This window comes from Paracoccus sp. FO-3 (assembly GCF_006386455.1).
GTDB lineage: Bacteria > Pseudomonadota > Alphaproteobacteria > Rhodobacterales > Rhodobacteraceae > Paracoccus > Paracoccus versutus.
Window position 1 is genome coordinate 1 of record NZ_VCBQ01000115.1, and the last position, 14769, is coordinate 14769.

Here is a 14769-nt window from a genome sequence, read left to right on the forward strand (position 1 = left end):
AACCCCAGCCGTCGCGCAAACCGGGGGCTGGAAGGGGCGCGCGCGCCCCTTATCGGTGACGGACCGCTCTTATGACGGCGGGTTGGCCGAGCTTTTCACCCGAGCATTGAAGCGCGCGATCTCGCGCGGCTCGGCAGCCTGCCCGGTATAGATTTCGACATAGGTGGGGATGCGCGCGAGCCGGGTATCCACCTCTTCCTGCGCGCGCATCGAGATATAGCCGATCTGGGTCAGGTAGATGGTGCGCGCCCGGACGTCGGCGCCCTGTTCCTGGTGGCCCCAGCGCATCAGCATCTCGCGCAGGGCCGACAGCCGGGTTTCGTCCGCGGCGGCGACGCGGGCGCCGACCTTGTCGTCCTGCAAGGCCCAGCTGCGCACGGCGAATTCCAGCTTGCTGTCGAAGATGCCGCAAAGAAAGCAGGCCAGCACGTTCAGCATCGCCTCGGCCGGGCTCTCGGCATATTCCTGCGTCGCGCGGACCAGCGGCGCGGTCGTCCTTTCCTCCCAGCCGTCGATCAGCGCGGTCAGCAGCGCCTCGCGATCCTCGAAGAACCAGTAGAAGCTGGTGCGGGACAGGTTCAGATGCTTGGCCAGGGGCTGGATCTTGACCGCGTCGATGCCGCCGTCGATCAGCGCCTGATAGCCGGTTTCAAGCCAGCCCTCGCGCGACCCGCGCCATCCAGTTTCAGCCGTTGCTGCACGATTTCTCATGTCCCAGCCCTAGCCCGCCCCGCGATTCGCTGCAAGGAAAAATGTCCTGGAATGATCCCGTCATGTTCATGTTTGATTTTTTAATTGACACAGATGAACATTACTTTGATCCTGAGATGCGACTCCCCACCTTTCACAGGCAGATCCGATGTCGAACGATCCCCTCCTGCAGCCCTATCGGCTGAAGCACCTGACGCTTCGCAACCGCATCATGATCACCAGCCACGAGCCGGCCTATCCCGAGGACGGCATGCCCAAGGACCGCTACCGCGCCTATCACGTCGAGCGCGCCAGGGCCGGCGTGGCGCTGACCATGACCGCGGGCTCGGCCTCGGTCTCGCGCGACAGCCCGCCGGTGTTCAACAACATCCTGGCCTGGAAGGACGAGGTGGTCGGCTGGATGAAGAAGCTGGCCGACGAATGCCACGACCACGGTTGCGCGGTGATGATCCAGCTGACCCACCTGGGCCGGCGCACGCGCTGGGACAAGGCCGACTGGCTGCCGGTGATCTCGCCGGGGCATGAGCGCGAGGCGGCCCACCGCGCCTTTCCCAAGAAGATGGAGGACTGGGACATCGAACGGGTCATCGGCGACTATGTCGATGCGGCCGAGCGGATGAAGGCGGCGGGGCTGGACGGGATCGAGATCCAGGCCTACGGCCACCTGATGGACCAGTTCTGGTCGCCGCTGACCAACGACCTGGACGGGCCCTATGGCGGCAGCCTGGACAACCGGCTGCGCTTCACCTTCGACGTGCTGCGCGGCATCCGCGAACGCTGCGGCGAGGATTTCATCCTGGGCGTGCGCTATACCGGCGACGAGGACCTGCCCGGCGGGCTGACCGCCGAGGACGGGATCGAGATCTCGCGCCGGCTGAAGGACAGCGGGCTCGTGGATTTCCTGAACGTGGTCAAGGGCCATATCGACACCGATGCGGGCATCACCGACACCATCCCGATCCAGGGCATGAGGAACGCCCCGCACCTGGAATTCGCGGGCGCCATCCGCAGGGCCACGAATTTCCCCACCTTCCACGCGGCCAAGATCCCCGACGTGCCGACCGCGCGCCATGCCATCGCCGCCGGGCTCTTGGACATGGTCGGCATGACGCGGGCGCATATGGCCGACCCGCACCTGGTCCGCAAGGTGATCGAGGGGCGCGAGGACGACATCCGCCCCTGCGTCGGCGCGAACTACTGCCTCGACCGCATCTACCAGGGCGGCATGGCCTTCTGCCTGCACAATGCCGCGACCGGGCGCGAAGAGACCATGCCCCACGCCATCCCCGCCGCGCCGGTCAAGAAGCGCATCACCATCGTCGGCGCCGGTCCGGGGGGCATGGAGGCCGCCCGCGTCGCCGCCGAGCGCGGCCATGCGGTGACGGTCTTCGAGGCCGCCGACCAGCCCGGCGGCCAGATCCGCCTGACCGCGCAGGACGAGCGCCGGCGCGAGATGATCTCGATCATCGCCTGGCGGCAGGCGATGTGCGACAAGCACGGCGTCCAGTTCCGCTTCAACACCTTCGCCGAGATGGAGGATGTGCTGGCCACCGAGCCGGACGAGGTCGTCATCGCCACCGGCGGCCTGCCGCATACCGAGGTGCTGGAGCAGGGCAACGACCTTGTCTGTTCCGCCTGGGACATCCTGTCGGGCGACGTGAAGCCGGGCCGCAACGTGCTGATCTTCGACGACGCGGGCGACCATGCGGCGCTGCAGGCCGCCGACCTGATCTCGGCCACCGGCGCCGCGGTCGAGATCGTGACTCCGGACCGCAGCTTCTCGCCCGAGGTGATGGCGATGAACCTGGTGCCCTATATGCGCAACCTGCAAAAGCGCGACACCACCTTCACCGTCACCTGGCGGCTCATGTCGGTGGCGCGCGAGGGCAACCAGCTGCGTGCGCGCCTGGGCAGCGATTACGGCGATTTCACCCGTGAGCGCATCGTCGATCAGGTCGTCGTCAACCATGGCACAAGGCCGCTGGACGACCTGTATTTCGAGCTGAAGCCGCTGGCCTCGAACCTGGGCGAGGTCGATTACGAGGCCCTGACCACCGGCGGGTTGCAAGAGGTCCGCAAGAACCCCGAGGGCCGCTTCCGCCTTTACCGCATCGGCGACGCGGTGGCGGCGCGCAACACCCATGCGGCGATCTACGACGCGCTGCGGCTGGTCAAGGATCTGTGAGGCGAGGCATCCGGCCGCGACCGGCTTCGCGGCGCGGCCGGAAGATGGCGACAGCGACGGGGGATATCAGCATGGCACGAGCCCAAGCCCTGCGGGACTTTCGCGATCCGGCCCTGCCGGCGATTCAGGCATCCGCATCGCTCTGCCGCATCGCCGGGGCGCTTGGGGCCGAGGGCCAGGCCGGCGCCGGCCCGGCAGCGCAGCCGGCCCGCAGCTGGCTGGCGCCGGCGCGGGACCACCCGTTGCCAAGGCGGACCTGGCCGTCCTCCGGGCGCTGTCGCCGCTGCTGTGCTGGCGCCGGCGCAACGGCGCCCCCAACGCCAGCGCGAATGTCGCGGACAGCCCCGCCAATGCCATGCGGCTGCGCCCCGGCAGCATCGACGAGCGCTGCGGCCTGTGGCCGGGCCTCGGCCTGGTCGCCCCGCACACGCGCCATCCCGACCACCGGCACGCGCCCGAGGAGACCTACCCGGTCCTCTCGCCCGGCCAGTTCCGCAAGGACGGCTGGGGCCGGGTCCGGCCGGGCGGCGGCTTCTTCGTCCCCCCGAACGCCCCCCGCGTCCTGCGATCGGGCGGGCAGCCCCTGTTCGCGGTCCGGGCCGGGTGACGTCGCAGGGCGGGCACGGTCCGGCGCCTTACTCGCCGCGCTCCTCAAGCCATTTGCGCATCATGGCGATCTCGGCCTCCTGGGCCTTGATGACCTCTTCGGCCAGCTTGCGCACCTCGGGGTCCGAGCCGTGCTCAAGCACGATCCTGGCCATGTCGATGGCGCCCTGGTGATGCGGGATCATGCCGCGCATGAAATCGACATCGGCATCGCCGGTATGCTCGATCATCATGTCGTCATGCATCCGCTCCATCGCCGCGACATAGGCCTGGGTCGCGGCGCCGTCGGCATCGGCGTGCATGTGATCGCCATGGGCGTCGCCATCCTGCGCAAGGGCAAGCCCGGCCGAGATCGCGAGGGCGCCCGCGGCAAGGATCGGTGCCAGCCGGTTCATCCGACCCTCCTGCGGCCGCGTCGGGTGGGGGTGATGGCCTTGACGCGCGAAGTTCATGAGAAAACCCTCCTGCGTTGCGTTCCAGCCTACAGGAATAGGGCTTTCCACCCCCGGAAGGTCAAGGGCCGGCCGCAGGGATCTGCGGCGGGCAGGCCGGAAAACGGCTTGACAGAATCACACGCGATAGCAAGGTTTCGTATCTGAAATATCGTATACGAAAATAAGGCCCCCAAAGAACCCGAGCCTGTTTGGGGAGATGCAGCCGCCCATACGGGACAGAACCAAGCGGCGCCCTGTCCCGATCAATCGCCGCATGCAGGGAGAAAGAACGTGCAAAGACTACTCGCTTCCACCGTTTTGGCCGCCGGTTTCCTTGGCGGGGCCTGGTCGGCCTCGGCGCAGGATTGCGGCAACGTGACGCTTGCGCTCCACAACGTCCAAAGCGCCGAGCTGCTGACCTATGTCGACAAGTTCATCCTTGAGAACGGCTATGGCTGCAGCGTCGAGACCATCCCCGGCGACACCGTGCCCTCGACCACCTCGATGGTCGAGAAGGGCTCGCCCGACGTTTCGTCCGAGACCTGGGTGGACCTGCTGCCCGAAATCGTGCCGCGCGGGCTGGAGGAGGGCAAGATCGTCTATGGTGCGCCGGCCTTGCCCGACGGCGGCATCCAGGGCTGGTGGATTCCCAAATACCTTGCCGATGCGCATCCCGACATCAAGACGGTCGAGGATGCCCTGGCCCATCCCGAGCTTTTCCCCGACCCGGAAAACCCCGACAGGGGCGTGATCTTCAACGGCGCCGAAGGCTGGGGCGCCACGGTCGTCACCGCGCAGCTGTTCAAGGCCTACGAGGCCGAAAGCAAGGGGTTCAACCTGATGCGGCCGGGCTCGGCCGCCGGCCTCGATGGCGCCATCGCCAGGGCCTATGAGCGGCAGGAGGGCTTCATCACCTATTACTGGGCGCCGACCGCGCTGCTGNAAATACGAGCTGGTGCTGCTGGAAGCCTCGCAGGAACACGATCCGGCCGAATGGAAGCGGTGCATCACCAGCCTCGACTGCCCCGATCCCAAGGTCACGGCCTGGCCGGTCGATACGGTGATGACGGTCTTGACCAAGGATTTCGCCGACCGCACCAGCCCCCAGATCCTGGACTATTTCAACACCCGCGGCTGGAGCAACGAAACCGTGGCCAAGCTGATGGCCTGGCAGGCAGAGAGCCAGGCCATGGGCGAGGATGGCGCGATCCACTTCCTTGAGGAAAACAAGGACATGTGGACGAAATGGGTGCCGGCCGAGGTCGCGGAAAAGATCGAAGCCGCGCTTTGATCGCTCCCGCCGCGCGGCCGCGCCGAGCGGCCCGGCGGATCGGGGGCCGCGAATGAAAACCCTCGGTTCGCCCGGACATTCCTCGGGCGAACCGAACCCTCTCTGTCCCAACCCATCCCGACACAATTGCCTCAGGAGAAACAGGAATGGCGTTCAAGCGAATGATCCATGCCGTCGATACGCATGCCGGAACGCCGATGCGGGTGATTACCGGGGGCGTTCCGCATATCCCTGGAAACTCGGTCTACGAGAAGATGAAATGGCTGGAGGCCAATGACGACCAGCTGCGCAAGCTGATGCTGCGCGAGCCGCGCGGCTATTCGGCGCATTGCTGCAACATCATCGTGCCGCCCTCGCATCCCCAGGCGGATGCCGGATACATCATCATGGAGCAGATCGAATATCCGGTCATGTCCGGCGGCAACACCATCTCGGTCGTCACGGTGCTGCTGGAAATGGGCCTGCTGCCGATGAAGGAGCCCATGACCGAACTGGTGCTGGAGGCGCCTGCGGGGCTGATCCGGGTCCGCGCCGAATGCGCGGGCGGCAAGGTCAAGAGCGTGACCTTCCGCAACGTGCCGGCCTTCGCCGCCCATCTGGACGCCGAGATCGAGGTGCCGCATCTGGGCAAGGTCCGCGTCGATGTCGGCTGGGGCGGCATGTTCTATGCCATTGCCGATGTCCGGCAGTTTCCCGGCCTCGAGCTCATCCCCCAGCATGGCCGTGAGATCGCCCGCATCTCGGCGATGATCCGGCAGGCGGCGATCGAGCAGCTTCCGGTCGAGCATCCCGATTATCCGGGCGTGGGCATCACCATCTCGCAGCTTTCCGAGCCGACGGACGATCCGAACGCGGATTGGAGGAACGCCGTCACCATGGCCTCGGGGGATTTCTCCTGGGACAATCCCGCGACCTGGACCGGCGCGCTGGACCGCTGCCCCTGCGGCACCGGCACCTGCGCCAAGATGGCGGTGCTGCATGCCAAGGGCGAGTTGCCGCTGGACCAGAGCTTCCGCCACCAGAGCATCCTGGGCAATGTCTATACCGGGCGGCTGGTCGAGGAGACCGAGATCGCGGGCCGGCGCGCCGTCGTGCCGGAAATCTCGGGGACCAGCTGGATCTACGGGCTCAACACGCTGGTGCTGGATCATGACGATCCCTTCACCGAAGGCTTCACCGTCGGCGATACCTGGGCATAGCTCCGGCCGCCGCGGAGGGCTCGATGCCCTTCGTCATTCGAGAGCGTCCATGGAGTGCAAGGCAAGAAGTAATATCAAGTTCTTGCCCTATAAACCCTCGAAACTCTTGCAATCGAGGGACCGATGCGCGGGTCCGCAAAGCTGCGGCATGGCGACGGTTCAGCCGATCGCGTCCACTGCGGCCGGCGGGTCCATATGCATGTCCCGGAACAGGCGCGGGGTGATGCCGAAGCGGCGCTCGAAGGCTTGCACGAACCGCGGGGCCGGGGACAGGCCGACCTGCGCGGCGACGGTCTTCAGCGGCAGCCCGCGGGACAGGAGCATGCGCGCGGCATCCAGCCGGGCGGTCTCGACGAAGCGGGCCGGGGTCTCGCCCGTCGCCGCGGTGAACTTGCGGTGGAAGCTGCGCTCGGACAGCCCGGCGCGGGCGGCCAGCGACGGCACGTCCAGGGGCGCGTCGAGGTTCGCCTGCATCCAGCCGATCAGATCCCCGAACGGGTTGTCGCCCCGCGCCTGGGCCCTGAGAAGGGGGCTGAACTGCGACTGGTAGCCGGGCCGCCGGGCATAGAGGACCAGCCGCTTGGCCACCTCGCCGGCGATCCCCGCGTCGAGGTCATGCGCGACCATCGCCAGCGCCATGTCGATGCCGGTCGTCACCCCCGCCGAGGTCCAGAGCCTGCCTTCGGCCAGGTAAAGCGCCTCGGGTTCGACCGCGACCCCGGGAAAGGCCCGCGCGAAGGCTTCGCAGGCGTCCCAATGCGTGGCGACCCGGTGCCCGTCGAGCAGCCCCGACGCGGCCAGGACGAAGCCGCCGGTGCAGACCGAGCCGAAGCGCCCGGCCTCTGCCGTCAGCCGCGGAAGCATGGAGCGCAGGACGGGGTCGGCCATCGCCTGCAGCAGGGGCTCCCGTTCGGCGCCCACCACCAGCACGGTCCCGGCTTTCCCCGGCAGTTCGGCGATGGGGCGGGTTTCCAGGGCGATGCCGCTGCTGCTGTCGACGGCCCCGCCCTGGGCCGACAGGGGCACGACCTTGTAGAATGCCGGCCTGCCGCGTTGGCCCAGGGCGCGATTGGCGCCGTTGAAGACCGATGCCGGCCCCGAAATGTCCAGCAGTTCGAAACCCGGATAAAGGATGAAGGCGACCTGGTGCATTGGCCGAAAATACGGCATTTCTGTCATTTCTGCCAGAGGCGCACCTTGCTATCCTTGCCCCATCGCCGAAAGCTGACCGCCACCGCGCAGGAAGGAGCAACCGGCATGAGCGACCTGCAGCCTGACCGCCCGGCACGGCCCAGCAAGCCGATGAAACGTCGCCTCGTCCTGGTGGCCATCCTGGGACTGGCCGTTCTCTCGACGGCGGGCTTCGGCCTCTGGATCGCCTCGCTGCCGCCCGCATCCGTGGCCCTGGCCCCGCCGGTGCCGCAAGCGGAAAGGGGCGCCCTGCTCGCGGCGCTGAAGCCGAAGCGCCCCCGTCCCCTGATCGCCATCGTCGGGATCAACGATGCGACCGAGACCACCGATTACCTGCTGCCCCCTGGCATCCTGAAGCGCGCCGATGTGGCCGAGGTGGTCTCGCTTGCCACCGGCCCCGGCCCGGTGCGGCTGTTTCCCGCGCTGACCGTGCAGCCCGACATGACCATCGCGGACTTCGACGCCGCGCATCCGCAGGGCGCGGATCACGTGATCGTCCCCGCCATGAGCCGCGACGACGACCCCGTGGTGACGGGCTGGCTGCGGGATCAGGCGAGGAAGGGCGCGGTGATCGTCGGCATCTGCGCCGGCGCCAAGGTCGTCGCTGCCGCCGGATTGCTGAAGGGCAAGCGCGCGACGACGCATTGGTATTACCTGGACCGGCTGCGGAAGATCGACCCGACCATCACGCATGCCCCCGACCGGCGGATGGTGGCGGATGGCGGCGTGGTGACGACGACCGGCATCACCGCCTCGATGCCGATGATGCTGACCCTGGTCGAGGCCATCGCGGGCCGGGCCAGGGCGGAAGCCGTCGCCCGCGATCTCGGCATCGCCCGATGGGACGCACGCCATGCCAGCGGCGCCTTCGCGCTGAGCCGGCCTTTCGCGGTGACAGTTCTGGCCAACCGGCTGGCTTTCTGGAACCATGAGGAGTTGGGCATCGCCCTTGCACCGGGCATGGACGAGGTCTCGCTGGCGTTGGCAGCCGATGCCTGGTCGCGGACCTATCGGTCGACGGTGACGGCATATGCCCCGAGCGGCACGGTCGAGACCCGGAACGGCATCCGCCTCATCCCCGACCGGCAGGGCACGGACGGACCGGAAGCGAGGCGTGTCCCCATCTTTCCCGAGAGCCCGCCCGCCGAGGCCCTCGACCGGACCCTTGCAGCGATCGCCGCGCGTTACGGTGCAGGCACCGCCGACGCGGTGGCCATGCAACTGGAATATCCAAGGTAGACACGGAGGACACCATGCCCAGCACCATCCGACTGCACCGCGTCATCGCGGCCAGGCCCGAAAAGCTTTATCGCGCCTTCATCGAGCCGGACGCGGTGGCAAGCTGGCTGCCACCCTACGGCTTTCTCTGCACCGTCCACGAACTGGAGGCGAAGGTCGGCGGCCATCACCGCATGTCGTTTCGCAACTTCACCACCGGCCAGAGCCATTCCTTTGGCGGCACCTATCTGGAACTGATCCCCGGCCAGCGCCTCGTCTATACCGACGGGTTCGACGACCCCAACCTGCCGGGCGAGATGAAGGTCACGGTGGACCTGAAACAGGTCTCCGTCGGCACAGAGATCACCATCGAGCAGCAGGGCGTGCCGGACGTGATCCCCGCCGAGGCCTGCTATCTCGGCTGGCAGGATTCGCTGCGCAAGCTGGCGAAGCTGGTCGAGCCCGAGATCAACCAATAGGCGCGGGCCGCCCGGCCCGGCGATCCCATCACGCGGAGCCTTCCGATGACGCCCACCATCACCGCCTTTGCGCAATCCCCGGATCGCGGCCAAGGGCTGGCGCGGGACATGCGCGTCCGCTGGGCGCTGGAGGAGGTCGGCCAGCCCTACCACACCCGGCTGGTGTCCTTCGACGAGATGAAGCGGCCCGCGCATCTGGCGCTTCACCCCTTCGGGCAGATCCCGACCTATGAGGAAGGCGACCTCGCGCTGTTCGAATCCGGCGCCATCGTGCTGCATATCGCCGGGCGCCATCCGGGCCTACTGCCCGAGGACGCGAACGCGCGGGCGCGGGCGATCATGTGGATCTTTGCCGCGCTCAACACCATGGAGCCGCCCATCGTCGAGCACGAACAGGCGCGTTACCATGAACACGACAAGCCCTGGCACCGGGCCCGCCTTCCCCTGCTGGAAAAACGCATCCATGGCCGGCTGGAACAACTGTCCAACCGGCTCGGCGATGCCGACTGGCTTGACGGCGCCTTCAGCGCCGGCGACCTGCTGATGGTGACAGTGCTGCGCAGGCTGGAGGGCAGCGGCATGCTGGACGCATTTCCGAACCTCTGCGCCTATGTCGCGCGCGGCAAGGCGCGTCCCGCCTATCAGCGCGCCTTCGACGCGCAGCGGGCGGTGTTCACGGCATCGAATGGCTGAGCAGGGACCGCTTGCGGCAGGATCACGGCGGGCTGAACCAACGGCCAGGGAGGATATGCAGCATGGCGAAATTCCTCTTCGGAATGAACCTGTCGCTGGACGGCTATGTCGATCACGACGCCTTCGTGCCCGATCCGGTGCTGTTTCACCATTGGACCGGGCAGGTGCGCGGCCTGGCCGGCAGCCTCTACGGCCGCCGCATCTACGAGGTGATGCGCTGTTGGGACGAGGACCATCCCGAATGGAGCGCCGAGGACCGCGCCTTCGCGGATGCCTGGCGGCGCCAGCCGAAATGGGTGGTCTCGCGCTCGCTGACCTCGGTCGGTCCCAATGCGACGCTGGTTGCGGATGACATCGAGGCGCGGATCCGCCGCCTCAAGGCGGAACGCGCCGGAGAGATCGACGTCGCCGGGCCGGAGCTGGCGCAAAGCCTGGGCGAGTGGGGGCTGATCGACGAATATCGGCTCTATTTCCACCCGGTCGTGCTGGGCCGCGGCAAGCCGTTCTTCGCCGGCCCCCGGCCCCCGCTGCGCCTTGTCGCCAGCGACCGCATCGGCGGAGAGGTGATCCGGCTGACATACGCGCCCGCCTAGCGCGGCGGGGAGTTGCCCCGGCCGGACACGCGTGCGTCGCCGGTCCGTGCCGGCGGAGCTATCTTGCCGCGATGGCGGCGCCTTGCGCCAGCCTGACGGGGGCGGGGCTGCTCTATTGGCCCGAGGCGACGCCGCCCTGGCCCGCCACCCGCTTCGGGCCGCTGCGGCCGGCCCATGCCACCGGCATCCTCTTCGGCTTTGGCGGCAATGCGCTGATCCCGGCCTTGTTCCATGTCGTCCAGCGCAACGCGCGCGCGCGGCTGCCGGGGGCCCTGGGTGCTGCTGCAGGGCTACAACCTGTTCTGCTGCCGGGGCGGTCACGGGCTGTCTGACGGGCGCAACCCACGCTGAACGGCGGCGGGCACAAGGTGCGCGACGACGCCACGCTGCGTTTCATGTTCGTCGCGGCGGCGTTCTACGGGCTCTTGGCCTTCGAGGGCTCGTTCCTGGCGATCCGGCCGGTCAACGCGCTGTCGCGTTGCACCGACTGGACTGTGGGGCACGTCCATTCCGGCACGCTTGGCTGGCTGGCGATGATCATCTTCGGCTCGCTTTATACGCTGGTGCCCCATCTGGCCGGGCAGGACGGGATGCGCTGGCCGCGGGCGGTCGAGCGGCATTTCCGACTGGGGGTGCCGGCGACGCTGGTCCATGTCGTCGCCATATGGAACGCGGGCGTCCCCCAGGGGCTGATGTGGCGCACCATGACGCAGGTGGCGCGCGGTCCCACGGCTTCCTGCAATCGGTGATGGCGATGGCGCCCTATGACCTGCTGCGCACCTTCGGCGGCGCGCTGTTCCTGCTTGGGGTGCTGATCTGCGTGGCCAATACCCTCGACCTTCCGCCAGCGCCGCGCGCGGGAGCAAGTCCACGCGACCATGGCGGCGGAGGAGCGCGATGCTGAGGCTGCATTGCAGCCTGGAAAAGCTGTCCATGGGGCTGGTGGCGGGGATCATCGTCGCGGCCTCGACCGGCGGCATCGTCGAGATCGCGCCGCTTTTCACCATCCAGCGCACGGTCGAGATCCCCGCGGATCTGCGCCGCCGACGCCGCTGGAACTGGGGCGCGAGATCCACATGCGCGAGGGCTGCCATTGCCTGCCACAGCCAGATGATCCGCACCCCGGCCGATGAGATCGACCGCCACGGCCCCTATTTCATCGTGGGCGAAAGCGCCTGGGATTTCCCGACGCCGTGGGGATCGAAACGCACCGGGCCGGATATCGTCCGGCTGGGGGGCAAGTATTCCGACGACTGGCGCGTCGCGCGCGCGAGGTGGTGCCGGCCTCGATCATGCCGGCCTGTCCCTGGCTGATGCGGCCGCTGGAGATCGCCGTGCTGGCGCGGCTCGGCGTGCCCTATGACGACGGGATGGTCGCCCATGCCGCCCGCGACGCCGCTGGGCAGGCCATGCCCGACGGCGACGCGGCGGGTTTCGCGGAACGCCACGGCGACCGGCCGCCCATCCGCGCCTTCGACGGCGATCCGGGGCGGCTGACGGAGATGGATGCGCTGGCCGCCTATCTGCAATCCCTGGGCCGGCTGACCGGGGTCGCCAGCGGGAAGGGCGGGTGATGGCGCTGCATGATTTCCTGGTCCTGATGGCCAAGACCTTCGGGCTTTTTGGATGATGGGTTTCTTCGGCGTGGCTTTGTGGCTGGCCTGGCGCCCCTCGGCGCGGCAGGGGGCCGGGGATGAGCGGCAAGCAAGAGATCGACCCCGTCACCGGCTACGAGACCACCGGCCATGACTGGAACGGCATCAAGGAGCTGAACACGCCCTTTCCGCGCATCGTGATCTGGGCGCCGGCGCTGAGTTTCGCCTATTCGGTCGTCGCCTGGGTGCTGCTGCCCGCCTGGCCCCTGGGCCGCGACTATACCCGCGGCCTACTGGGCATCGACCAAGGCCACCGAGACCGAGGCCGGCCATGCCTGCATGACCGCCCTGTGCGCGGGCTGGAAGGACCGCTTCGCCACGGGCGATTTCAAGGCGCTGGCGGCGGATGCCGGTCTGATGACCGTGGCCCGCCCGGCGGCAGCGCGGCTCTTTGCCGACAATTGCGCCGCCTGCCACGGCGCCGAGGGGCAGGGCAGGGACGGCCATGGCGGCACGGGTTTCCCGGCGCTGGACGACGGCGACTGGCTGCGGTCCACGGACCCCGCCGATATTGCCCAGCTGATCTGCGTCGGCGTCAACAACAACCACCCCGAGACGAATAGCGTCCAGATCATGGGTTTCGGCCGCGACGGGATGCTGTCGCGCGCGGAGATCGAGCAGCTGGTGCCCTATGTCATCGCCTTCGACGGCACCGCCGATCCCGACATCCCCGCCGCGACGCTGTTCGCCGACAACTGCGCCTCGTGCCATGGCGAGCGGGGCGAGGGCGGCATGAGCCTCGGTGCGCCCTCATAGGCCGACGAGCAATGGATCTATGGCGGCACGCCCGCCGCCATCTGCGCCACGCTGATGAACGGCCGCGCCGGGGTCTTGCCGGCATGGGAAGGCCGGCTGACCGAGGTCGAGCGCAACCTGCTGGCGCTTTACGTCGCCGGCCTGCCGGGGGCGCAAAGGCGGCTAGCGATCTGTGCCGCGGCCGTGGCGCTGCTGGTCTTTGCCGCCGCCAATGTCCATCTGGTCGCCGTGGCCTTTCGCTCGCAGCCGGAATGCGCCGCGATCTCGCCCGACCGGCACAACTGTTAGGGGCGTTAATGCTGGAACCCCTTCCCATGCGGCGCGCGTCCCCGCGGCCCCAGGACACGCTGGCCCGCAACCTGTCCGCGCGGTTGGCGCTGGACTGCCTTGCGGCGGGCTGGCGCGATTTCCGCCGCAACCCCCTGGCCAACCTTGGGGTAGCGCTGTTCCTGCTTTCGGTCGCGGCGGTCTGGACCCTGTGGCATTTCTGCCTGATATACTTGGTGCTGCCCGCGCTGGCGGGCGCATGATCCTGGGGCCTGTCCTGGCCATCGGGCTTTCGCGCGCTGGCACGGGGCGAAGGCGCGTATCTGGCCGACATGCGCCATTCCCGCGCCGCTGCGGGCGCGCAGCTTGCCTGTGCGGGACTGCTTCTGTGCCTGCTGCTGTTCTGGCTGCGCACGGCGGACCTGCTTTACGCGCTGTTCTTCTGGCTGCGATCCTATCCGGGGGCGGGCGAGGCGCTGGCCGACACCTTCACCACCCTGCGCGGCTGGATGCTGCTGCTGACCGGCAGACTGGTCGGTGGGCTGTTCGCGGGCTTCGCCTTCGCCATCGCCTTTATGCCCTGCCGATGCTGATGTCCGAGCGGCGCGATGCGCTGACCGCGCCGGGGTTCAGCTTTGCGATGCTGGCGCGCAATCCCGGCCCCTCGCTGGCCTGGGGCGCGATCGTCACGCAGGGCATCGCGCACAGCGTCGCGACCGGGCTTCTGGAGCTGATCCTGATCTTGTCCCGGGCCACGGCACCTGGCACCTTTTCCGTGCCATCCTGGGGGATCGGGCATGAGCCTGGCCCTGCTGATCCCGCTGTCGCTGGCCATGGGCCTTTCGGGGCTTGCGGCTTTCCTGGGGGCGCTGCGCAACCGCGAGTTCAAGGGTCTGGATGGGGCGGCATGGCGCGTCCTGATGACCGGCGACGAAGGGGGAAGGCGGGCACGGCGCCCCTGCGGCCGAAGCTGAGCAAGCCGAGCGGATCGAGATTGCCGACGGCCGCTTCGTCGTCGGCGCGGACCTGCTTGCCGCGGCTTTCGGCAGCCGGCCGAAGCCACGCGAGCCCTGATCCGCGACGGCGGCACCACCAGCCGCACCGAGCGCGGCACAGGCAGCGACATCGGCCTGCACCGCCTGACCTTCCATCACGACGGCCACATCTTCAGGATCGTCATCGATGCCGAGGACCGCATCGCGAAGCGCCTGCGCTTCGTCATGCCTACCCGCAAGCCAGCGGCCGGGAACGGGCGATAAAGTGCCTCTGGCAGAGAATTTTGCGTCTCGGCCATCGCGTTTCCCGTCGCGACCTGCCGGAGAGGTTGATGATTTTTAGGTAAATTGATTCATGCAAATAATATTTTGAGATAAATATCTTCAGTCATTTCGAGGATTTTTCACCCTCGTCTATCGGCGATCCCGACTGTCAGCCGTGCCTGGTCCTCCTCGATTGGAAAGACAAGGCGCGCGCATCGCCGGCACCGTCGGC

General features: G+C 68.0%; 19 protein-coding genes and 4 pseudogenes. 19 read left to right on the plus strand and 4 right to left on the minus strand.

All coding sequences use genetic code 11. The annotated features are described in order from the left end of the window. Window positions 1–69: 69 nt before the first annotated feature. Window positions 70–711 (minus strand): TetR/AcrR family transcriptional regulator, encoded by a 642-nt coding sequence (locus tag FE811_RS22320; protein WP_036760664.1) that lies wholly within the window; start codon window positions 709–711, stop codon window positions 70–72. Between the two features lie 148 nt (window positions 712–859). On the opposite strand from FE811_RS22320, the gene hpbA reads away from it, so the two are divergent. Further along, a complete protein-coding gene (gene hpbA / locus FE811_RS22325; protein WP_116222745.1) occupies window positions 860–2896 on the plus strand; it encodes an N-methyl-L-proline N-demethylase HpbA in 2037 nt (678 codons plus the stop codon). Next, window positions 2853–3503, plus strand: coding sequence for a dimethylsulfonioproprionate lyase family protein (locus FE811_RS22330; RefSeq protein WP_116222746.1), 651 nt, complete (start codon window positions 2853–2855; stop codon window positions 3501–3503). Before hpbA ends, FE811_RS22330 begins: the two co-directional genes overlap by 44 nt. 28 nt (window positions 3504–3531) lie before the next feature. Here FE811_RS22330 and FE811_RS22335 read toward each other — a convergent pair whose 3' ends face one another. Then, the gene (locus tag FE811_RS22335; protein WP_072464262.1) at window positions 3532–3897 is read right to left on the minus strand and encodes a DUF305 domain-containing protein; all 366 of its coding nucleotides are present in this window, start codon (window positions 3895–3897) and stop codon (window positions 3532–3534) included. Window positions 3898–4311: 414 nt separating this feature from the next. Here FE811_RS22335 and FE811_RS22340 point away from each other — a divergent pair. After that, a pseudogene (locus tag FE811_RS22340) lies at window positions 4312–5101 on the plus strand (glycine betaine ABC transporter substrate-binding protein); the annotation flags it as partial. Window positions 5102–5373: 272 nt separating this feature from the next. After that, on the plus strand, window positions 5374–6426 hold the full coding sequence (locus tag FE811_RS22345; protein WP_116222747.1) for a proline racemase family protein: 1053 nt from the start codon (window positions 5374–5376) through the stop codon (window positions 6424–6426). 159 nt (window positions 6427–6585) lie between these two features. On the opposite strand, the gene FE811_RS22350 is transcribed toward FE811_RS22345, so the two are convergent. Continuing rightward, window positions 6586–7596 (minus strand): GlxA family transcriptional regulator, encoded by a 1011-nt coding sequence (locus tag FE811_RS22350; RefSeq protein ID WP_244295302.1) that lies wholly within the window; start codon window positions 7594–7596, stop codon window positions 6586–6588. A gap of 87 nt (window positions 7597–7683) precedes the next feature. Here FE811_RS22350 and FE811_RS22355 point away from each other — a divergent pair, with 87 nt between their 5' ends. From FE811_RS22355 to FE811_RS22410, 13 genes and pseudogenes are all read left to right on the plus strand, one after another. After that, a complete protein-coding gene (locus tag FE811_RS22355; RefSeq protein ID WP_244295305.1) occupies window positions 7684–8856 on the plus strand; it encodes a DJ-1/PfpI family protein in 1173 nt (390 codons plus the stop codon). Window positions 8857–8870: 14 nt separating this feature from the next. Further along, window positions 8871–9314: an SRPBCC family protein gene (locus FE811_RS22360; protein WP_116222749.1), complete on the plus strand. Its 444-nt coding sequence runs from the start codon at window positions 8871–8873 to the stop codon at window positions 9312–9314. 45 nt (window positions 9315–9359) lie between these two features. Continuing rightward, entirely contained in the window at window positions 9360–10007 is a 648-nt protein-coding gene (locus FE811_RS22365) for a glutathione S-transferase family protein (RefSeq protein ID WP_116222750.1), read from the plus strand. 62 nt (window positions 10008–10069) lie between these two features. Then, a complete protein-coding gene (locus tag FE811_RS22370) occupies window positions 10070–10600 on the plus strand; it encodes a dihydrofolate reductase family protein (RefSeq protein ID WP_116222751.1) in 531 nt (176 codons plus the stop codon). A 71-nt stretch (window positions 10601–10671) separates the two neighbouring features. Further along, a complete protein-coding gene (locus tag FE811_RS22375; protein ID WP_116222752.1) occupies window positions 10672–10932 on the plus strand; it encodes a hypothetical protein in 261 nt (86 codons plus the stop codon). A 36-nt stretch (window positions 10933–10968) separates the two neighbouring features. Then, entirely contained in the window at window positions 10969–11349 is a 381-nt protein-coding gene (locus FE811_RS22380; RefSeq protein WP_208861652.1) for a cbb3-type cytochrome c oxidase subunit I, read from the plus strand. Window positions 11350–11354: 5 nt separating this feature from the next. After that, entirely contained in the window at window positions 11355–11504 is a 150-nt protein-coding gene (locus FE811_RS27965; RefSeq protein WP_208861653.1) for a hypothetical protein, read from the plus strand. A gap of 29 nt (window positions 11505–11533) precedes the next feature. Beyond that, window positions 11534–12174: pseudogene (locus tag FE811_RS22385) on the plus strand (cbb3-type cytochrome c oxidase subunit II). A 119-nt stretch (window positions 12175–12293) separates the two neighbouring features. Then, window positions 12294–12455 (plus strand): annotated as a pseudogene (locus FE811_RS28780) (cbb3-type cytochrome c oxidase N-terminal domain-containing protein); the annotation flags it as partial. A 79-nt stretch (window positions 12456–12534) separates the two neighbouring features. After that, window positions 12535–13011, plus strand: coding sequence for a c-type cytochrome (locus FE811_RS28400; RefSeq protein ID WP_116222753.1), 477 nt, complete (start codon window positions 12535–12537; stop codon window positions 13009–13011). Window positions 13012–13065: 54 nt separating this feature from the next. Next, complete coding sequence (locus FE811_RS22400) at window positions 13066–13299, plus strand: hypothetical protein (protein ID WP_116222754.1); 234 nt, start codon at window positions 13066–13068, stop codon at window positions 13297–13299. Window positions 13300–13307: 8 nt separating this feature from the next. Next, a complete protein-coding gene (locus FE811_RS22405; protein ID WP_140848850.1) occupies window positions 13308–13541 on the plus strand; it encodes a hypothetical protein in 234 nt (77 codons plus the stop codon). 69 nt (window positions 13542–13610) lie between these two features. After that, a complete protein-coding gene (locus FE811_RS22410) occupies window positions 13611–13871 on the plus strand; it encodes a DUF2189 domain-containing protein (protein ID WP_116222756.1) in 261 nt (86 codons plus the stop codon). Here the strand turns inward: FE811_RS22410 and FE811_RS22415 are convergent. Continuing rightward, complete coding sequence (locus FE811_RS22415) at window positions 13852–14034, minus strand: hypothetical protein (protein ID WP_052096291.1); 183 nt, start codon at window positions 14032–14034, stop codon at window positions 13852–13854. The two genes, FE811_RS22410 and FE811_RS22415, sit on opposite strands and share 20 nt — an antisense overlap. A 41-nt stretch (window positions 14035–14075) precedes the next feature. Here FE811_RS22415 and ccoS point away from each other — a divergent pair, with 41 nt between their 5' ends. Together ccoS and FE811_RS28785 are read left to right on the plus strand one after the other, a co-directional pair. Continuing rightward, window positions 14076–14252, plus strand: a complete 177-nt coding sequence (gene ccoS, locus FE811_RS22420; RefSeq protein ID WP_116222757.1) for a cbb3-type cytochrome oxidase assembly protein CcoS — start codon at window positions 14076–14078, stop codon at window positions 14250–14252. 72 nt (window positions 14253–14324) lie between these two features. Next, a pseudogene (locus FE811_RS28785) lies at window positions 14325–14537 on the plus strand (DUF6522 family protein); the annotation flags it as partial. Between the last annotated feature and the right edge of the window lie 232 nt (window positions 14538–14769).